The sequence below is a fragment of the Rossellomorea oryzaecorticis genome (assembly GCF_045897515.1).
Classification (GTDB): Bacteria; Bacillota; Bacilli; order Bacillales; family Bacillaceae_B; genus Rossellomorea; species Rossellomorea enclensis.
The window spans coordinates 255,368-274,036 of sequence record NZ_JBJOSA010000002.1; the positions used below are offsets into that span (position 1 = coordinate 255,368).

Below are 18,669 nucleotides of genomic sequence, written 5' to 3' on the forward strand. Positions count from 1 at the left end.
GTGAGGAAATGGCTAGAAGAGAAAAAGATTTAACAGGTAAACAAAAAGCGGCTATCCTCTTGATTTCACTTGGTCCCGATGTGTCGGCATCAGTCTATAAACATTTATCTGAAGAAGAGATAGAGAAGCTTACGTTGGAGATATCCGGGGTGAGGAAGGTCGAGACTGAAGCAAAAGAAGATATCTTAGAAGAATTTCACAGTATTGCAATTGCACAGGACTATATTTCCCAGGGCGGGATCGGTTACGCGAAAACAGTCCTTGAGAAGGCGCTTGGTGCGGATCAGGCTGCAGCGATCATCAACCGCCTGACTTCATCATTACAGGTGAAGCCCTTTGACTTTGCCCGGAAAGCTGATCCGGCTCAGATATTGAACTTTATACAAAATGAACATCCGCAGACGATTGCCCTGATTCTATCATACTTGGATCCTCAGCAATCTGGACAAATTCTATCTGAGCTTCCTCAAGACGTCCAGGCTGATATAGCGAGAAGAATTGCGATAATGGACGGTACCTCACCGGAAGTGATCAGTGAGGTCGAAGCCATTCTTGAAAGAAAGCTGTCCGCTACAGTTACGCAGGATTACACACAAACCGGCGGAGTGGAAGCTGTCGTTGAAGTTCTGAATGGTGTAGACCGTTCCACGGAAAAAACGATTCTGGATGCACTTGAAATACAGGATCCGGAACTTGCGGAAGAAATCAAGAAGAGGATGTTTGTATTTGAAGATATCGTTACACTGGATGGCCGTTCCATCCAACGAGTAATCAGAGATTGTGATAATGAAGACCTCCTTCTGTCACTCAAGGTATCGAGCGACGAGGTCAAGGAAATTGTATTTAAGAACATGTCAAATCGTATGGTGGAGACCCTCAAAGAAGAAATGGAATTCATGGGGCCGGTCAGACTGCGTGATGTAGAAGAAGCTCAATCAAGAATCGTAGCAATCATCAGACGATTGGAAGAAGCCGGGGAAATCATCATCGCCCGGGGTGGAGGAGACGATATCATTGTCTAGGATCATTAAGTCTTCCGCAGCTCAAACTCGCGGTGATAATAATAAGATCATAGCCCTTAAGAACATTCGTTCTTCAATGACGGAACTTTCAGAAGAGGATCTTTCCAACCAACAGCAGCTGAGGTATACAGAGATAGAAGATTTAATCACAGAAGCCAAGCGTGAAGCTGAGAAGATTTTATCCGGGGCTTTTGAAGAAAGGGACCGTATTAAAAACCAGATTCAACAGGAAAAAGATAACTGGCTGACTGAACGTGAGCTGCAATTTCAAGAAGCCTATGATGCAGGATTCCTAAAAGGCGAAGAAGAGGGTATGAAAAAAGGATATCAGGAGTATACCAGACGGTTGGATGAAGCAGATCGAATTACAGAGTTAAACAAACAAGAATATTATTCATATCTGGAAAATGCACAGGAAGTGATTGTATCACTTGCCATTGCAAGTGCTGAAAAAATCATCGGAAAAAAGATTGAAGATAATCCGGATACATTTACTTCAATTGTCAAAAGGAGTTTGAAGGAAGTCAGGGAATTACCTGAGGTTCAAATTCATTGCCATCCTTCTAAATATAAGAATCTGGCGGAAAATAAAAAGGAAATCGAAACCGTATTTCCCGCAAATGTACAATGTTTTATTTATGCTAATGATGACTTGGAAGACGAGCAATGTTACATAGAGACGAATCAAGGAAGGATCATCGTAAGTATTGACTCACAACTGTCTGAATTAAAATTGAAACTGTTTGAGATGCTGCAGGGGGATGGGACATGAAAGCAATAGATTTACTTCCGCTTATCCCGCAGGTAAATACGTTCAAGAAATACGGGAAAGTAAAGCGGGCTGTCGGACTTATGATTGAGTCGCAGGGTCCCGAGAGTTCTGTCGGGGAGGTCTGTTATATCCATATCACCAGCCGCGGAGTTCCGAAAATCATTCTGGCAGAAGTGGTGGGGTTCAATGGACAGCTTGTCATCCTCATGCCCTATTCCAACATGCAGGATATAGCACCGGGAAGTCTGGTGGAAGCTACCTCAAAGCCTTTAGAGGTAAAAATAGGGCCGGCATTGATCGGTAAGGTCGTGGACTCGCTGGGCAAGCCGCTGGACGGAAGTATGCTGCCTGGCGGCCTGGCGGCTGCCCACACCGACCAGGAACCGCCGAATCCCCTTTCACGGCCACCGATCGATGAGCCGATGGAAGTAGGAGTGAAAGCAATCGATAGTATGCTGACGGTAGGTAAAGGTCAGCGTGTCGGGATCTTTGCGGGGAGCGGCGTAGGAAAGAGCACCTTGCTCGGAATGATTGCAAGGAATACGAAAGCTGATTTGAATGTCATTGCATTAATTGGGGAACGCGGCAGGGAAGTCAGGGAATTCATAGAGAGGGACCTGGGCGAAGAAGGTTTGAAAAGAACGATTGTGGTTGCTGCTACTTCGGATCAGCCTGCTCTGATGCGGATCAAGGGTGCCTTTACAGCCACGGCAATCGCTGAATATTTTCGCGACAAAGGCTTGAATGTAATGTTGATGATGGATTCTGCTACACGCGTGGCAATGGCGCAGCGGGAAATCGGCCTGGCTGTCGGTGAACCTCCTACAACAAAGGGGTATACTCCTTCAGTATTTGCGATACTCCCGAAGCTGCTTGAAAGGACGGGAACCAACCTAAAGGGAAGCATTACGGCGTTCTATACTGTGCTCGTGGATGGCGATGACCTAAATGAACCAATTTCCGATACAGTCCGGGGAATTTTGGATGGACATATTGTATTGGATCGAAAAATAGCCAACAGGGGGCAATTTCCGGCTATCAATATCTTGAAAAGCGTCAGCCGCCTCATGAATCATCTGGCATCGGATCAGCACCTGGAGGCTTCAGTAAGGTTAAGGGAGCTCTACAGCACCTATATCGAATCTGAAGATCTCATTCAAATCGGTGCCTATAAGAAGGGTTCTTCTAAAGAAATAGACGAAGCCATTAACTACTATCCCAAGATTATTTCTTTTCTTAAACAAGGCGTTTATGAAAAAATATCGCAGGCTGAAAGTATCGACCGACTTATACAGCTGGCAGAAAAAGGTGACGTGCGGTCATGAGTTATCAATATCGATTTGAACGGATCTTGACCCTCAAGGAAAAAGAGAAAGATGAATTGAATGAGCAATATAAAGGAGCTATCTCAAAGTTTGAAAAGGTGGCCGAAATGCTTTATGGATTTTTAAAGAAAAAGGAAGATTTGGAATTCCACCAAGCCGGCCGACTTCAAAACGGCCTCTCGGTTCAGGATATACGCCACCATCAACAATTCATTACTAACCTGGAAAAAACGATTTCCTATTATCAGGAACTTGTGATCCAAGCACGTAATCGTATGAACTGGTATGAAGAAAAACTTGTCGATATGAACATGGAAGTGAAGAAATACGAAAAAATAAAAGAAAAGGACTCAAGCGTTTTCCTTCAAAAATTGAAAGAAGATGAAAACAAACAATTGGATGAAGTGTCCGTTGTTCAATACATGAATCGAGGAATCAGGTGATAGAATGCCAAAAACGATTGCAGAAGAGAAAGAGACCAAAGAAACCAGCCGTTTTCAATGGATTGTATTTGTAATCTTCATTCCTCTATTATTTGCGATTACCATCGCCTTGATCGTCATGACAGTTGCAGGGATCAATGTGTTTGAAAAAGCACAGTCCGTTCCTTTCATTTCAAAAGTGCTTCCATCAGCGAGTGAGGAGGGGAAGGAGCAGCTGGAGAGCCGGATTGTTTCGTTACAGACTTCCATTGAGGATAAAGAAGCGCAAATCTCCCAGCTGCGAAGTGAAATTGACGGCAGGGAAAAGGACAATGAAAAACTCCAGGCAACAATCGAGCAGCAGAAGCTTGAGCTTGAAGAGCTGAGACAGATAGGGGAAGAAAATAAACGGGCTTTTAAAGAAGTAGTAAGCACATTCGAGTCCATGTCCGCCAAAAGTGCCGCCCCGGTCTTGATGAAGATGGAGGAGCAAGAAGCACTTAAAATACTTTCCAGCATAAAACCGGATGATTTAGCAGACATACTTGAGAAAATGCCTCCTGAGGATGCCGCAAGATACACAGGTTTATTGGCAGCAGATGAGAGTTAGAAGATAAATGCATTGGAAAGGGGGTGAAGGAATGGAAATCGCACCAACACAAGCCATTCAGGTAAAAGGGGTATCTGTCAACGGAATGAGTTCATCCAAGCGGGGCAGCGCTTCATTTTCCCAGCATCTGCTTGGAAGTTTAAATAGTTCAATTCAGCAAAAGACCATAAATGTTAATGACATATCCCCGGCGCTTGAACTGTTAAATCGTTTGCTCAGTGCGAAAGGTTTGGTGGATTTGGGACTCACTGATGAACAAATTGAAGCCTTCGGGAATTTGGTCGAACTGGACATTGAAGACATCGCCGGTGTAATGAATATTGACTTAGAAGAAATCATAAAGCTGCAAGACAGTCTGCAGGCAGGCTTACCCGCCAGCTTAAAGAAAGAAGAGAGCGAAATAGAAATGTCCCTGGAATCAATCGTGGACTTATTACATTTTGTACAACTCTCCATCAATAAAAACAAAGGGGATTTGGTAAATCCTCAAGCAGCAAATCAGCTCGTGAAGATGGCTAAAGCACTTGTGTTCATTGCAGCTCAAAAAGACCTTCCGATGGGGGAAGCTCAAAGAGTGTCTGAGATGAACGAATTATTGAAACAGCTTCAGCAAAAAACAGAAACGGTACTTCAGGTCAGCGCTGCCTTGAAGCAGGGGAACAAGGAAGAAATCATAAGGGCTGCATACAGTCGGCATTCATCTATGGAAATGACGGAAGCTGTTAAACCCGAGCAGAACAAACTTATGCTTTCCGTGCAGGGGAATAACCTTCATACCCTTGTTCACAAGTCTGAATCATTTACTATGAACATGGGCCAGACAAAGGGTGCACTGCAATATGAACAATTCGTCAAGGAATTTCAAACAATATTGAGCAGATCCAATTTGCAGACACAGCCTAATATGAATAAGCTGTTAATTAAATTATATCCTGAACAGCTTGGCTCCCTGAGAATCGAAATTCTACAAACCAATGGAATCATGACAGCCAGGATTCTTGCTACAACATCGGCCGCAAAGGAAATGCTTGATTCGCAGCTTCAAGGTTTGAAGCATGCATTTACATCCCAGAATCTGCAGGTTGATAAGATTGAAGTTTCACAGGCACTCGCCGATCCCGAACGTCAGTCAAAAGGCCAGTCACATCAGCAGAACGGTCAGTCAAAGCAAGCACCCGAAGATACTCATAAGGATAATGAGGAACAGGAAGCAGCAGGCTTTAAAGAATATCTCGTGAGCAGCGAAGTATAGGTGATGAAAATGACAAAAATAGATCCGAATTTACTTTATTCAACCTTGCAGACGAAGAAACGTGAAGGCGGGAATGATATTTTAGGGAAAGATGATTTCCTGAAAATCCTGATGACACAGCTTCAAAATCAGGATCCAATGAACCCGATGCAGGATAAGGATTTCATTGCTCAAATGGCAACTTTTTCGTCCTTGGAGCAAATGACGAATCTCACTAATACGATGGAAAAATTCGTAGAGAACCAAAATCAATCCCAATTGATTTCTTATAATCAATTTGTTGGAAAACAGGTTACCTGGCATAAGATCAGCAATGCGGATACAGATGAAGCACCTGAAATCACAGAAGGTCAGGGAATCGTGAAAGGCATACGTTTTAAAGAGAATAATGTTGAATTCGTCATGGGAGACGGTACGATCCTCACGCCGGGTAACATCTCACAAGTGAATGATGTGACTGCCTCCGATGTATCTTTGGTAAATGCGTCAATGTTGATTGGGAAAAAAGTGACTTGGGAAGATGAAGAAGGAGAGAAGACCGGCACCGTTCAATCTGTATCCTCCAAAGACTCTCATATTTGGGTCCATACGGATGGCGGCGAAAGAATCAAGAGCGGAAGCCTGACTAAAATCGAATCTTAACAAGGAGGGGGCGTATGGATAAAGCTTTCTTGCACCGCATTCCACCTAAGCCATTACCAACAACCATAAAGCCGAGAACTGCCCAATCCGATCTCAGAGGGAATACTGCTTTTTCAGCCGAACTGGATAAAGTGCTCACCCGTTCCCCGGGTCTTCAGATCAGTAAACATGCCAAGAGCAGAATGGAACAAAGAGGTATTTTCATCACACCGCCACAATGGGAAAAAATCGCGGAAAAAGTGAATGAAGCCAAATCCAAGGGAGTCCAGGAGTCACTGGTGCTTTTAAAAGATGCTGCCTTGATCGTCAGTGCGAAAAATGAAACAGTCATAACAGCATTGGACAGGCAGGAAGCAAACTCGCAGATTTTCACTAATATTAATGGAACTATATTAATGGATTCATAGGCTGGACCTTTAAAAGGAAGCCTGACAGCTGTGGAATGATTGAAGCAGCTCACTAAGAAAGGGGTAAAAAGAATGCTACGTTCAATGTATTCAGGTATAAGCGGGATGAAGAACTTTCAAACAAAACTAGATGTCATTGGGAACAATATCGCGAATGTGAACACTTATGGTTACAAGAAGGGACGCGTAACGTTTCAAGACCTTATGAACCAGACGGTATCCGGAGCCAGCAGGGCAACTGACAACCGCGGCGGCCAAAATGCGATGCAAGTCGGTTTAGGTTCCACGTTGGGTTCGATTGACAGTATCCAGACTCAAGGAAGCCTGCAAACAACAGGAAGGTCACTTGATGTAGCAGTTTCCGGTGACGGCTTCTTCATGGTCAGACAAGGGAATAACGCACTTTATACAAGAGCCGGAAACTTCTACTTGGATTCGAACGGAAGTCTTGTGACAGGCGGGGGAGCCCTGGTACAGGGATATCCGGTTGATGCCGATGGAGTGGTCAACCGTTCAGGTGTAGCGGATATTAAAATTGATACTGACACAACGATGGCACCGCAGGCTACAACTAAAGCTGCATACAATGGGAATTTAAAAGCGACTGCTGCAGCCGGGACCGAAGTGGGAATCGAAACTAAGGTGAAGGATTCCCAGGGGAACGACATCAGTTTGAACATTACTTTGACAAAAGAGGCTGGTAATAACTCATGGACCGCAGATATTTCGAGCCTGACCAATGGAGTGACTGTTGCTGGAGGGGGGAATCTATCATTCAGTTTCGATGCAGATGGGAAACTGACGACTGCCATGCCGCATAATCTTTCTCTCACTAATTCTAACGGGGCGAATGACTTGGATATCGAGATGGATTTCTCCAACATCACTCAATTCGACAGTTCCTCATCCGCAAATACGGATACCGTGAACGGTAACTCGGAAGGGTACCTCGAGAGTTTTAATATCGGATCTTCAGGGGAAGTGAACGGCGTCTTTTCAAATGGCGAAGTAAGAGTGCTCAGTCAGCTGGCATTGGCGACATTTTCAAATCCAGGCGGTTTGACAAAGGCAGGGAATAATTTATTCCAGGAATCAAACAACTCCGGACTTCCAAATATGGGAACGGCAGGAGATGGAAGGGGATCTCTTCAATCCGGTTCCCTCGAAATGTCAAATGTCGACCTATCGGAAGAATTCACTGAAATGATCACGGCCCAAAGAGGGTTCCAGGCGAATACCAGAATCATCACCACCTCGGATGAAATCTTGCAGGAACTGGTTAACTTGAAGCGATAATTCGTCAGTAAGGGAGGAAGGAGGCTGGCTCTTGCTATAAGATACCTTTATATCCAGCGGGAGTCAGTTCCACATAATATGATTACGTTAACTAGATTGAATGGTAAACCCTTTACTCTCAACGCCTTTTATATTGAGACTGTTGAGGCATTCCCGGATACAACGATCCAATTGACCAACGGCCGGAAATATGTGGTGAAAGAGTCGGTAGATGAGGTTGCCGGATATACTCTTGCTTTTTTCCGCACTGTAAACCTTCTTGATCCGGCGTTCAAAGGAGGCGGCACAGATGAAAAATAAATTCTTGACCATCATGTTGATCCTTCTGGTGACAATCACGTTGGCGGGGGTGATTGCCCTGGTTGTCATTTTGAAATTTTCAGGTGATGAAGAAACAAAGGAACCATCGATTGAAGAGGTTATCGAAGCATCAGTCGATATCCCTGAAATAACAACCAATCTATTAAGCAATGATTTTATACGTATTTCTTTCAAAGTTCAAACCGACAGCAAAAAAGCAAAGGAAGAGTTGGAGAAAAGAGATTTTCAAGTGAATAACATCATTATAGAAGAACTTTCTGAAATGAAAGCAGATGAACTTCAAGGGAAGAAGGGCAAAGAAATAATTGAGGCCAAGGTCAAGGAAAAGGTGAATGCCCTGATGCAAGAAGGAATGGTCGAAAAAGTGTACATCACCTCTATGATGATTCAATGATAATGGAAAAATGCATGGGCTGGGGGTGAAGAAATGGCAGATGTTTTGTCACAAAGTGAAATAGATGCCTTGTTATCTGCATTGAACACTGGTGAAATGAGTGCAGACGATTTTAAGAAAGAAGAAGAAGAAAGAAAAGTAAAAGTTTATGATTTTAAAAGGGCTTTACGCTTCTCAAAAGATCAGATAAGAAGTTTGACCCGTATTCATGAGAACTTTGCGCGGATTTTGACCACTTATTTTTCCGCACAGCTTCGTACATACGTACAAATCAACGTTGCATCTGCAGATCAGATTCCATATGAAGAATTCATTCGTTCGGTACCGAAAATGACCATCTTGAATGTATATGAACTCCCCCCCTTGGACGGAAGGATCCTGATGGAAATCAATCCGAATATCGCTTATTCGATGATGGACCGGGTGATGGGCGGTAAAGGGGTCAGTGTCAATAAAGTGGAGAACTTGACGGAAATAGAGACAACGATCATGTCACAGCTTTTTGAGCGGGCTTTCGAAAATTTAAGTGAAGCATGGAGTACAGTGGCAGACATTGATCCGGTATTTGCGGAGTTTGAGGTCAATCCCCAATTTCTCCAGATGGTTTCCCCGAATGAAACCGTCGTGGTCATTTCTTTGAATACTACGATTGGAGAAACAAGCGGGATGATAAATATTTGTATCCCTCATGTAGTACTTGAACCCATCCTTCCGAAACTGTCGGGGAGTTACTGGATGGAAACCAAGAAGAAGGACATCAAGCCGGAAGAAACGGCAAACCTTGAAAAAAGAATTAAAACCGCAAACGTCCCGGTTGTAGCAGAGCTGGGAATTTCAGAAATTTCCATAGAGGATTTTCTGATGCTTGACAGCGGGGATGTCATTCAACTGAATGCCAGAATCGATGATCCGCTCACCATTAAGATCGGGGAGATCCCGAAATTCACAGGTCAGCCTGGTAAATCGAATAATAAACTTGCAATCCAAATTTTAGAAACATTGAAAGGGGGAGACGACGATGATGAGTGATGATATGTTGTCACAAGATGAAATCGATGCGCTCCTTAGGGGTTCTGCAGAACCTGAAGAACAGGATCCGGTCGAAATCAACATAAATGATTATATCAGTACCATGGAACAAGATGCTCTAGGGGAAGTTGGGAATATTTCTTTTGGAAGTTCTGCAACAGCATTATCCACATTGCTTAATCAAAAGGTTGAAATCACAACTCCCCAAGTGTCCATTGTGAATAAAAATTCACTGGAGGAAGAATTCCCTCATCCATACGTTGCAATAGAAGTTCAGTATACAGAAGGGTTTTCCGGGGCAAATCTGCTGGTGATTAAACAGTCCGATGCTTCAATCATCGCTGATTTGATGCTTGGCGGTGACGGGCTGAATCCTTCAGGGGAACTTGGCGAAATTCAGCTCAGTGCGGTTCAGGAAGCGATGAATCAAATGATGGGTTCCGCAGCTACGTCCATGTCGACGGTTTTCAGTAAGAAGGTCGATATCTCACCTCCTTCCATTGATTTAATGTATATACCGCAGGGAGAAGGACAGGAAAATATCCCGGACCAGGATCTGCTGGTAAAGGTTTCTTTTTCACTGAAGATCGGAAATCTCATCGATTCAAGCATCATGCAGCTTCTTCCGTTAAGCTTTGCGAGAAGCCTTGTCGATGAGCTGATGAATGGAAGCGGGGAAGAACCGGTTGTGGAAACAGATATCCCTGCAAAAGATATTCAGCAAGCTCTGCCTGAAAAGCATATGGGTAAGCAAGCACCTGCAAAAGAGGCACCTAGTGCAACTGCTGACATACATGCCCAGACCGGGGAGCAGCAATCACCGCCACAGCATTACGGCGGCTATGGATATTCCGGACAGCAGCAGGTGAATGTACAGCCTGCCACTTTCTCTGAGTTTCAGCCTGGCGGGTTGGGCCAGCAGGAATCGAAAAATCTTGATATGCTCCTTGACATCCCGTTACAAGTGACAGTGGAACTAGGCAGGACGAATCGTTCCGTAAAGGACATATTGGAAATGTCTTCGGGTTCGATCATTGAACTCGATAAATTAGCAGGCGAACCAGTTGATATCCTGGTGAACAGCAGACTGATAGCAAAAGGTGAAGTGGTTGTAATCGATGAGAATTTTGGTGTCCGCATCTCGGATATCGTAAGCCCTAGTGACCGTTTGAACAAACTCAGGTAATTATAAATTAGAGCAAGTACCATAGATCATATAAGCAGTTAAAATAAATATTTAATAATTGGAGGATGACGTCGATGGCAAATAAGATTTTGATAGTAGATGATGCAGCTTTTATGCGGATGATGATTAAAGATATTCTAACGAAAAATGGATTCGAGGTAGTGGGTGAAGCTGCCGATGGAGCCCAGGCAGTAGAGAAGTACAAAGAAGTACAGCCTGATTTGGTCACAATGGATATCACCATGCCTGAAAAAGATGGCATCGCAGCATTGAAGGATATCAAAGCGATGGATCCCGGGGCCAAGATCATTATGTGTTCAGCAATGGGCCAGCAGGCGATGGTCATCGATGCAATCCAGGCAGGCGCAAAGGATTTCATTGTCAAACCGTTTCAGGCCGACCGTGTAATCGAGGCGATACAGAAAGCTTTAAGTTAACTGTTTTTAAGAAGGTGTATGTATTGAAGAAGCTTCAACTAGTAATGAGTGTTTTATGTATTCTCTTCCTGGCATGTACCGGTGTGTCACCGGCACATGCCAACATGAAGTCAGTGGATGATTGGTATGAAAGCCCTGAAAGCGGCGAAAACGGAAACAAAGATGTGAAACCTTCCGATAAGGGAGAGATTTCGGAAACTCAAACAGCGGGCGTCACTTTCTTTGATTATGTGAAAATGATCTTTGCATTGATATTTGTAGTAGCACTTATCTATTTCCTGTTAAAATTCATTAATCAAAAAGGAAGATCGTTTCAACAGACAAAGATGATCAACCATTTAGGGGGGGCCCCCCTTGGGGGAAACCGCTCCGTACAGATTGTCAAAGTAGGGAACCAAGTGCTGGTATTAGGGGTTGGAGAAGATATCCAGCTGTTAAAAGAGGTACATGATGAAAAGGAAAAAGAAGAGATTCTGGCTTATTATCACAATGGGACCGAGCAGATGCGAGATGCAAAGACAGTCGTTTCGAATCTGCTGACGAAGGTTAAAGGCGGTACGGGAAATTCTGAACAAGGCTCCTTTCAGTCACATTTCAAAAAGCAGCTGGACGAAATGAGTAAAGGGAGAAAAAGGATGCTTAAAGATTTGAAGGACAAGGAGAACCGCTCAGATGAATGAATTTATGGAATTTTTCAATGGAAGCCCAGCGGACTCCGTTTCCACCAGTGTAAAGCTCCTGCTGTTATTTACAGTCCTGTCACTGGCTCCTAGCATCCTTATTCTAATGACGTCTTTTACCCGTATCATGATCGTTCTTTCCTTTGTAAGGACTTCACTGGCAACCCAGCAAATGCCGCCGAATCAGGTGTTGGTAGGGCTCTCCTTATTCCTGACCTTCTTTATCATGGCACCGACGTTCCAAGAGGTTAATGAAAATGCTTTGACACCTCTTTTTAATGAAGAAATCAATCTGGAGGAAGCGTATGAGAATGCTGCTGTCCCTTTTAAAGAATTCATGAGTAAACATACAAGACAGAAGGATCTGGAGCTCTTCTTAAGCTACTCCGGTGCTGAAAGACCCGAATCAATCGCAGATATACCGATGACCTCTCTAGTACCGGCATTTGCGTTGAGCGAAATCAAGACAGCCTTTCAAATCGGCTTTATGATTTTCATTCCGTTTCTTGTCATAGATATGGTGGTGGCCAGCGTCTTAATGTCAATGGGGATGATGATGCTTCCACCGGTAATGATCTCGCTTCCGTTCAAAATTTTACTATTTGTACTGGTAGATGGCTGGTACTTGGTCGTTAAATCTCTTTTAGAAAGTTTTTAAGTAGGTGATTTTATGAATGCCGAATCTGTTATTGCGTTAGCCGAACGCGGGGTTTATATAACTCTGATCGTATCCGGTCCATTGCTGCTGCTTGCACTTGTAGTGGGATTGATTGTAAGTATCTTTCAGGCAACCACTCAAATTCAGGAGCAGACGCTTGCGTTTATTCCGAAAATCGTTGCGGTGCTGATCGGGATCGTGTTTTTCGGGCCGTGGATGCTGACGAAAATAGTCACCTATTCATCCCAGATCTTTTCTGACTTAACAAGGTTTGTAGGGTAATAGAATGTCAGAGCTTGTACCTGTATTATCGGTATTCTTACTCGTTTTTGTTAGGGTTTCAGCTTTTTTTGTCACAATGCCTTTATTTTCATACCGCAATATCCCTGCCCAGCATCGCCTTGCCTTTTCGCTTGTGCTTTCGTGGGTGATGTATTATACGGTCGAATCAAAAGCATTTGAGATCAACGGGCAATACATCCTTCTGGTGATGAAAGAAGCAATGGTGGGTCTGTTAATAGGGTTTGTTGCTTATATGATTGTTTCCGCCATCCAGATAGCCGGGGGGTTCATTGATTTTCAGATGGGGTTTGCCATTGCGAATGTCATCGATCCCCAGACTGGTGCACAAAGTCCGTTAATGGGGCAGTATCTGTACACTTTTTCATTACTTTTACTCTTAGCACTGAATGGCCATCATTTAATTCTTGACGGCATCTTTTACAGCTATCAGCTAATACCGGTCGACAGCCCCTGGATCCCTTTTGGAGATGAAAATTTGATTGACTATATTATAAAGACCTTTAATTCCATGTTCATCATCGCTTTTCAAATGTCGATTCCGGTTGTAGCGACTCTCTTCCTTGTGGATGTAGCTTTGGGGATTGTTGCAAGGACCGTTCCTCAGCTGAATGTATTCGTTGTAGGATTCCCCATTAAAATAGCAGTCTCATTTATTGTTCTATTTATCGTAATGGGCGTCATGTTTGCCGTCATGCAGCAGCTATTTGAAATGATGTTCATAACAATGCGGGATTTAATGAAGTTAATTGGGGGCGCGTAAGGTGCGGCGGTTATCATTAGATTTACAGTTCTTCAGTGGCGAAAAAACAGAAAAAGCCACTCCTAAAAAAAGGGAGGACGCCAAAAAAAAAGGCCAGACTGCTAAAAGTCAGGATGTCAACACAGCGATCATCCTGTTGGCGGTATTTTTATTCTTCACCTTCGGATCCTCATATATCGGCAACATTGTGTTTGATTTATTCCGTCAATCCTTTCAGGAATATATGCTGATGGAGGTGACAGAAAATACTGTCCAGGTCATCACGATGGACCTTATGAAGGAACTTGCGCTTCTACTGGGACCGATTATGCTCGTTGCGATGGTGGCAGGCATTGCGGCCAACTATATACAGGTGGGTGTCATGTTCACCACCAAGCCACTGGAACCGAAATTGGAAAAGATAGACCCGATAAAAGGTTTCAAGCGCATTTTTTCACTCAGGGCCATCGTGGAACTGCTGAAGTCGATTCTGAAAATATCATTCATTGGAGCCATTACCTTTGTAGTTCTCTGGACGAATATAGAAGAAGTGCTGAGTTTATCATTCAAATCTGTCGGGGATTCCTTGATTGTCATGTCAAAATTGGCCGTGCAGATGGGAATAGCTGCTTCACTTGCTCTACTGTTTCTGTCTGTATTTGATTATCTTTATCAAAAATTCGATTTTGAAAAAAATATCCGGATGTCAAAACAAGATCTGAAGGATGAACATAAAAACATCGAGGGTGACCCTTTGATTAAATCCAAAATAAAGCAAAGGCAGCGGGAAATGGCCATGCGCCGGATGATGCAGGAAGTCCCGGAGGCAGATGTGGTGATAACGAATCCGACCCACTTTGCCATTGCCCTGAAGTATGATGAAACGAAAAGAGATGCTCCCTATGTTGTTGCTAAGGGAGTGGATTACCTGGCACAGAAAATAAAATATATCGCCAAAGAAAATGATGTAGTGATGGTGGAGAACCGTCCGCTGGCGAGATCATTGTATGATGCAGCAGAGGTCGGGGATACCGTACCGGAAGAGTTCTTTAAAGCTGTGGCTGAAATTCTCGCGTATGTGTATCGAATTCAAAACAAATTGTAAGAAAGTTAGGAGAGTTATAGTATGTCAGCAAGAGATTTATCCGTATTAGCCAGTGTCATATTGATCGTAGCCATGCTTATCATCCCATTCCCTTCCTGGATGTTGAGTGTGCTTATTATTGTAAATATTTCACTTGCTCTTTTAGTACTCCTAACCTCGATGAATATGAATGAACCGCTCCAATTTTCCATTTTTCCATCGTTACTGTTATTGCTTACGCTATTTCGCTTAGGTCTAAATGTTTCCACAACGAGGTCGATTCTCAGTAAGGGAGAAGCAGGGGGCGTTGTGGAAACATTTGGAACATTTGTAGTTGGAGGAAATGTATTAGTCGGTCTCGTCGTTTTCGTGATCTTGATTGTCATTCAATTCATTGTCATTACCAAAGGATCGGAGCGTGTATCCGAAGTAGCTGCAAGGTTTACGCTTGATGCCATGCCAGGTAAACAAATGAGCATCGATGCCGACCTGAATGCTGGAATGATTTCCGAACAAGATGCCAGGCACCGGAGGGATAAGATCAGCAGGGAAGCAGATTTTTATGGGGCGATGGATGGTGCTTCAAAGTTCGTAAAGGGTGATGCTATTGCAGGAATCGTGATTGTCATGATCAACTTAATTTTCGGGATCATCATCGGTATGACACAGCAGGGACTGCCGATCGGGGAGGCGGCCACCCGCTATTCACTCCTTACGGTCGGGGATGGGATCGTCAGCCAGATTCCGGCATTATTGATTTCAACTGCTACAGGGATTGTGGTGACAAGGGCCGCATCAGAAGGGAATCTCGGCCAGGATATCATGAACCAGCTTTTGGCCTATCCGTTTATGCTCTATGTAGCAGCGTTCACCATTTTCATGCTTGGTGTGGCAACTCCGATAAACGATCTATTGACCATCCCCATTGCGGCAGCGATGGCAATTGGAGGATTTATGCTTTCACGTACCCCTGTCGAAAGTGAAGCCGAAACGGCTGCAATGGACGAAGAAATAGAGACGGAAGAGATGAAGAGCCCAGAAAGCGTAGTCAATCTCCTTAATGTAGATCCGATAGAGTTTGAGTTCGGCTACGGGTTGATCCCGCTTGCCGATACCAACCAGGGTGGCGATCTGCTTGATCGGATCGTCATGATCAGGAGACAGCTTGCAATTGAGCTTGGGTTAGTGATTCCGGTCGTAAGGATCAGGGATAATATCCAGCTTCAGCCCAATGAATACCGGTTGAAAATCAAAGGCAATGAAATGGCACGGGGAGAACTACTGCTTGATCATTACTTAGCCATGAGTCCCGGTGTCGAGGATGATTCAATTGAAGGGATCGACACCGTTGAACCTTCATTTGGCCTTCCAGCCAAATGGATTTCAGAGGATATGAAGGAGCAGGCGGAAATATTCGGTTACACAGTGGTGGATCCACCATCCGTGGTTTCAACTCATATTACAGAAGTGATTAAGACGAATGCCCATGAACTCCTTGGCAGACAAGAGACGAAACAATTAATCGATCATCTTCAGGAATCTTATCCGATTCTGGTTGAAGAGGTCACCCCGAACCCGTTATCAGTGGGCGAAGTGCAAAAAGTGCTGGCCAAACTGTTAAAAGAAAATGTGTCAGTCCGAAATCTTCCAGTCATTTTTGAAACCCTTGCTGATTTTTCTAAAATGAGCTCGGACACGGACCTGCTTGCTGAATACGTAAGACAGGCACTTGCCCGTCAAATCACGAATCATTTTGTCCAGGAGAATGGGAATCTTAAAGTGGTCACAATGTCCGGCAAGGCAGAAAAGCTGATTGCAGATTCCATTCAGCAGACAGAACACGGGAATTATTTATCGATGGATCCAACTGATTCACAGCGTCTGCTCGAAACCATCGCAAGCCAGATCGAACAATTATCTTTAATGGAAGAATCACCGATCATCCTGTGTTCACCTGCTGTCAGAATGTACGTACGGCAATTGACAGAACGTTATTTCCCGCAAGTGCCGATTCTCTCATATAACGAATTGGAAGCGAACGTAGAAGTACAAAGTGTTGGGGTGGTGAATGTAGATTGAAAGTAGTGAAATATGTAGCACCCAGTATGAGTGAAGCTATGAAAAAGGTCAGGAGCGAGCTGGGGGAAGATGCAGTCATCTTAAACTCAAAGGTGACACATACAGGAGGCATACTGGGGCTTTTCAAGAAAAAGATGGTCGAGGTCGTTGCTGCAGTCGATCCTATGGTCGAAGCTGAAAAAGCAGAAATGAAAAAACTTCGTCATCAGCACAAATTATCGAAATCAGCTCCCGACAAATCAGTTAAAGAAAAAACGTCAATTCCCGAAGACTATGTTCAGCAAGAGTTGAAGGAATTAAAAAATATGATTGCTGCTTTTACGACTGCAAAACAATTCGAGCAGTATGATGAAAGAATCCGGAGAATATTGACTCATTTACAAGAGCAGGGCCTTAAAGAGGCACTGCTCGTTAAAGCAGGAAGCTATCTTGATGACAAATTAAAGCTTGCTAAAGACACAACAAACAATGTCGAAAATGATTTGCTTGTATGGGCAAAACAGTTTATAAAAAACGAAATCATTGATATTCAAATGTCGGGAATAAGCTATAAGAAAAAATATATCAATGTTATCGGGCCTACCGGTGTGGGGAAGACGACCACTCTCGCGAAAATGGCTGCAGAGGCAGTGATTGACAAAAGAATGAAGATAGGATTCATTACGACGGATACATACAGGATCGCGGCCATTGAGCAATTAAAGACATATGCGGGACTCCTGAATGTGCCGGTGGAAGTAGTTTATAAAATTGAAGACTATAAAAAAGCCATCGATAAATTCACTGATTTCGACCATGTATTCATAGATACAGCAGGAAGAAATTTCAGGGAAAAGAAATATGTAGAAGATATGCGAAAAATCATAGACTTCGAGCGGGACATGGAAACATTCCTGGTGTTATCCCTCACAAGCAAGGAAACGGACATGAAAGAAATCATCGCCCAATTTTCTTCCATAGATATATGCCGTTATATTTTTACGAAATTGGACGAAACATCAAGTTATGGTTCGATGATGAATGTCATAAAGGAGACCCAGAGGGGAATTGCTTATATAACAACAGGCCAGGATGTGCCTGAAGATATCAGTGAAGTAAATGCCGAGGAAATCGGAAGACTGCTTCTGAAAGGATTCAGTTATGAAAGATCAAGCATATCATCTTAGGCAAAAGATGCTTCTGAATTCACATCCCCATGCGAAGACGATTGGCATTGTCAGCGGTAAAGGGGGAGTAGGGAAATCAAACATATCAACCAACCTGTCGATATTACTAGGGAAGGCACATAAGAAGACCTTATTGTTCGATATGGATATCGGGATGGGGAACATCCATATCCTCCTGGGCAGTCATAACCCTTCATCAATCATGGATTTTATCAGGAATAAAGACCTGGATATCAATGATGTCATATGTGAAAATGTTCATGGAATTTCCTATATTAGCGGAGGGAATGGCCTTGATAGTGTAGTAGAGTGGAAGGAAGAGCAGCAAGAACGCTTTTTTGAGGCGATGGATCAATTGGTGCTAAAGTATGATTATATCGTTTTTGATATGGGAGCGGGAGCAACCAAAGGAACACTGGATTTCCTAATGACGATGGAGCAGATTATGGTCGTCACCACCCCTGAGCCGACTTCGATAACCGATGCATATTCCATGATGAAATATATCCACATGAGGGATGAAAGAAAAGAATTCTACCTTGTGTGTAACAGGGCAGAGAGTAAGCAGGAAGGATTACTCACCCTTTCAAGGCTCCAGGAAACAGCCAGGAAGTTTTTGAAAAAGGAAATAATCCCATTGGGGGTTTTGCCTGAAGATCCCGCAGTAAGAAAAGCGGTCAGCGTTCAGGTTCCCTTGATTCAAAGCTTTCCGCGTTCGCAAATTTCAATGGGCTTGGATTCTCTTGCAAATCGTTTTCTCAATGAATCTGACAAATTTGAATTTCAAAACGAAAAACCTTCGTTCTTGAAAAATATAAAGAGTTTATTTTTCAGGAGGTAAAGAG

General features: G+C 43.6%; 22 protein-coding genes. All 22 read left to right on the plus strand.

All coding sequences use genetic code 11. The annotated features are described in order from the left end of the window. The first annotated feature begins 8 nt into the window (after positions 1 to 8). Positions 9 to 1,022 (plus strand): flagellar motor switch protein FliG, encoded by a 1,014-nt coding sequence (fliG, locus tag ACKA06_RS03425; protein WP_032088839.1) that lies wholly within the window; start codon positions 9 to 11, stop codon positions 1,020 to 1,022. Further along, entirely contained in the window at positions 1,015 to 1,794 is a 780-nt protein-coding gene (gene fliH, locus ACKA06_RS03430) for a flagellar assembly protein FliH (protein ID WP_032088838.1), read from the plus strand. Before fliG ends, fliH begins: the two co-directional genes overlap by 8 nt. Continuing rightward, entirely contained in the window at positions 1,791 to 3,119 is a 1,329-nt protein-coding gene (gene fliI / locus ACKA06_RS03435; protein ID WP_032088837.1) for a flagellar protein export ATPase FliI, read from the plus strand. Before fliH ends, fliI begins: the two co-directional genes overlap by 4 nt. Then, complete coding sequence (fliJ, locus tag ACKA06_RS03440) at positions 3,116 to 3,562, plus strand: flagellar export protein FliJ (RefSeq protein ID WP_058298413.1); 447 nt, start codon at positions 3,116 to 3,118, stop codon at positions 3,560 to 3,562. The genes fliI and fliJ overlap by 4 nt, the downstream gene beginning before the upstream one ends. A gap of 4 nt (positions 3,563 to 3,566) precedes the next feature. Further along, positions 3,567 to 4,151, plus strand: coding sequence for a MotE family protein (locus tag ACKA06_RS03445; protein WP_032088835.1), 585 nt, complete (start codon positions 3,567 to 3,569; stop codon positions 4,149 to 4,151). A 31-nt stretch (positions 4,152 to 4,182) separates the two neighbouring features. Further along, positions 4,183 to 5,403 (plus strand): flagellar hook-length control protein FliK, encoded by a 1,221-nt coding sequence (locus ACKA06_RS03450; protein ID WP_052011638.1) that lies wholly within the window; start codon positions 4,183 to 4,185, stop codon positions 5,401 to 5,403. Between the two features lie 9 nt (positions 5,404 to 5,412). Further along, positions 5,413 to 6,045 (plus strand): flagellar hook assembly protein FlgD, encoded by a 633-nt coding sequence (gene flgD, locus ACKA06_RS03455; protein WP_032088834.1) that lies wholly within the window; start codon positions 5,413 to 5,415, stop codon positions 6,043 to 6,045. Between the two features lie 14 nt (positions 6,046 to 6,059). Next, positions 6,060 to 6,452, plus strand: a complete 393-nt coding sequence (locus tag ACKA06_RS03460) for a TIGR02530 family flagellar biosynthesis protein (protein WP_032088833.1) — start codon at positions 6,060 to 6,062, stop codon at positions 6,450 to 6,452. A gap of 72 nt (positions 6,453 to 6,524) precedes the next feature. Further along, positions 6,525 to 7,748 (plus strand): flagellar hook protein FlgE, encoded by a 1,224-nt coding sequence (locus tag ACKA06_RS03465; RefSeq protein WP_032088832.1) that lies wholly within the window; start codon positions 6,525 to 6,527, stop codon positions 7,746 to 7,748. Between the two features lie 78 nt (positions 7,749 to 7,826). After that, a complete protein-coding gene (locus ACKA06_RS03470; RefSeq protein ID WP_032088831.1) occupies positions 7,827 to 8,048 on the plus strand; it encodes a flagellar FlbD family protein in 222 nt (73 codons plus the stop codon). Continuing rightward, positions 8,038 to 8,463 carry a flagellar basal body-associated protein FliL gene (gene fliL / locus ACKA06_RS03475; RefSeq protein WP_032088830.1) on the plus strand — a complete coding sequence of 142 codons (426 nt, stop codon included), beginning with the start codon at positions 8,038 to 8,040 and terminating at the stop codon, positions 8,461 to 8,463. Before ACKA06_RS03470 ends, fliL begins: the two co-directional genes overlap by 11 nt. A 33-nt stretch (positions 8,464 to 8,496) precedes the next feature. Then, positions 8,497 to 9,492 (plus strand): flagellar motor switch protein FliM, encoded by a 996-nt coding sequence (gene fliM, locus ACKA06_RS03480; protein WP_032088829.1) that lies wholly within the window; start codon positions 8,497 to 8,499, stop codon positions 9,490 to 9,492. Continuing rightward, positions 9,482 to 10,678 carry a flagellar motor switch phosphatase FliY gene (gene fliY, locus ACKA06_RS03485; protein ID WP_198257761.1) on the plus strand — a complete coding sequence of 399 codons (1,197 nt, stop codon included), beginning with the start codon at positions 9,482 to 9,484 and terminating at the stop codon, positions 10,676 to 10,678. The genes fliM and fliY overlap by 11 nt, the downstream gene beginning before the upstream one ends. A 74-nt stretch (positions 10,679 to 10,752) precedes the next feature. Then, positions 10,753 to 11,115 carry a response regulator gene (locus ACKA06_RS03490; RefSeq protein ID WP_032088822.1) on the plus strand — a complete coding sequence of 121 codons (363 nt, stop codon included), beginning with the start codon at positions 10,753 to 10,755 and terminating at the stop codon, positions 11,113 to 11,115. 23 nt (positions 11,116 to 11,138) lie between these two features. Next, positions 11,139 to 11,795 carry a flagellar biosynthetic protein FliO gene (locus ACKA06_RS03495; protein WP_052011637.1) on the plus strand — a complete coding sequence of 219 codons (657 nt, stop codon included), beginning with the start codon at positions 11,139 to 11,141 and terminating at the stop codon, positions 11,793 to 11,795. Next, the gene (gene fliP, locus ACKA06_RS03500) at positions 11,788 to 12,453 is read left to right on the plus strand and encodes a flagellar type III secretion system pore protein FliP (protein WP_032088821.1); all 666 of its coding nucleotides are present in this window, start codon (positions 11,788 to 11,790) and stop codon (positions 12,451 to 12,453) included. The genes ACKA06_RS03495 and fliP overlap by 8 nt, the downstream gene beginning before the upstream one ends. A 12-nt stretch (positions 12,454 to 12,465) precedes the next feature. Next, positions 12,466 to 12,735, plus strand: a complete 270-nt coding sequence (gene fliQ, locus ACKA06_RS03505) for a flagellar biosynthesis protein FliQ (RefSeq protein ID WP_032088820.1) — start codon at positions 12,466 to 12,468, stop codon at positions 12,733 to 12,735. A gap of 4 nt (positions 12,736 to 12,739) precedes the next feature. After that, positions 12,740 to 13,516, plus strand: a complete 777-nt coding sequence (gene fliR / locus ACKA06_RS03510; RefSeq protein ID WP_032088819.1) for a flagellar biosynthetic protein FliR — start codon at positions 12,740 to 12,742, stop codon at positions 13,514 to 13,516. 1 nt (position 13,517) lies between these two features. Continuing rightward, the gene (gene flhB, locus ACKA06_RS03515; protein WP_058298422.1) at positions 13,518 to 14,600 is read left to right on the plus strand and encodes a flagellar biosynthesis protein FlhB; all 1,083 of its coding nucleotides are present in this window, start codon (positions 13,518 to 13,520) and stop codon (positions 14,598 to 14,600) included. A gap of 21 nt (positions 14,601 to 14,621) precedes the next feature. Next, positions 14,622 to 16,658, plus strand: a complete 2,037-nt coding sequence (gene flhA / locus ACKA06_RS03520; protein ID WP_058298423.1) for a flagellar biosynthesis protein FlhA — start codon at positions 14,622 to 14,624, stop codon at positions 16,656 to 16,658. Positions 16,659 to 16,663: 5 nt separating this feature from the next. After that, the gene (gene flhF / locus ACKA06_RS03525) at positions 16,664 to 17,824 is read left to right on the plus strand and encodes a flagellar biosynthesis protein FlhF (protein WP_318293706.1); all 1,161 of its coding nucleotides are present in this window, start codon (positions 16,664 to 16,666) and stop codon (positions 17,822 to 17,824) included. Beyond that, on the plus strand, positions 17,799 to 18,665 hold the full coding sequence (locus ACKA06_RS03530; protein ID WP_198257758.1) for a MinD/ParA family protein: 867 nt from the start codon (positions 17,799 to 17,801) through the stop codon (positions 18,663 to 18,665). The genes flhF and ACKA06_RS03530 overlap by 26 nt, the downstream gene beginning before the upstream one ends. Positions 18,666 to 18,669 lie beyond the last annotated feature (4 nt).

Excerpts from the sequence above, each read along its gene's own strand:
- ACKA06_RS03470 (WP_032088831.1), top strand. The coding sequence starts at position 7,827 with ATGATTACGTTAACTAGATTGAATGGTAAACCCTTTACTCTCAACGCC.
- fliJ (WP_058298413.1), top strand. The coding sequence starts at position 3,116 with ATGAGTTATCAATATCGATTTGAACGGATCTTGACCCTCAAGGAAAAA.
- ACKA06_RS03490 (WP_032088822.1), top strand. The coding sequence starts at position 10,753 with ATGGCAAATAAGATTTTGATAGTAGATGATGCAGCTTTTATGCGGATG.
- ACKA06_RS03530 (WP_198257758.1), top strand. The coding sequence starts at position 17,799 with ATGAAAGATCAAGCATATCATCTTAGGCAAAAGATGCTTCTGAATTCA.
- ACKA06_RS03445 (WP_032088835.1), top strand. The coding sequence starts at position 3,567 with ATGCCAAAAACGATTGCAGAAGAGAAAGAGACCAAAGAAACCAGCCGT.
- ACKA06_RS03460 (WP_032088833.1), top strand. The coding sequence starts at position 6,060 with ATGGATAAAGCTTTCTTGCACCGCATTCCACCTAAGCCATTACCAACA.
- ACKA06_RS03465 (WP_032088832.1), top strand. The coding sequence starts at position 6,525 with ATGCTACGTTCAATGTATTCAGGTATAAGCGGGATGAAGAACTTTCAA.
- ACKA06_RS03450 (WP_052011638.1), top strand. The coding sequence starts at position 4,183 with ATGGAAATCGCACCAACACAAGCCATTCAGGTAAAAGGGGTATCTGTC.
- fliL (WP_032088830.1), top strand. The coding sequence starts at position 8,038 with ATGAAAAATAAATTCTTGACCATCATGTTGATCCTTCTGGTGACAATC.
- fliR (WP_032088819.1), top strand. The coding sequence starts at position 12,740 with ATGTCAGAGCTTGTACCTGTATTATCGGTATTCTTACTCGTTTTTGTT.
- fliY (WP_198257761.1), top strand. The coding sequence starts at position 9,482 with ATGATGAGTGATGATATGTTGTCACAAGATGAAATCGATGCGCTCCTT.
- flhA (WP_058298423.1), top strand. The coding sequence starts at position 14,622 with ATGTCAGCAAGAGATTTATCCGTATTAGCCAGTGTCATATTGATCGTA.
- fliG (WP_032088839.1), top strand. The coding sequence starts at position 9 with ATGGCTAGAAGAGAAAAAGATTTAACAGGTAAACAAAAAGCGGCTATC.
- fliM (WP_032088829.1), top strand. The coding sequence starts at position 8,497 with ATGGCAGATGTTTTGTCACAAAGTGAAATAGATGCCTTGTTATCTGCA.
- fliP (WP_032088821.1), top strand. The coding sequence starts at position 11,788 with ATGAATGAATTTATGGAATTTTTCAATGGAAGCCCAGCGGACTCCGTT.
- fliQ (WP_032088820.1), top strand. The coding sequence starts at position 12,466 with ATGAATGCCGAATCTGTTATTGCGTTAGCCGAACGCGGGGTTTATATA.
- flgD (WP_032088834.1), top strand. The coding sequence starts at position 5,413 with ATGACAAAAATAGATCCGAATTTACTTTATTCAACCTTGCAGACGAAG.
- fliI (WP_032088837.1), top strand. The coding sequence starts at position 1,791 with ATGAAAGCAATAGATTTACTTCCGCTTATCCCGCAGGTAAATACGTTC.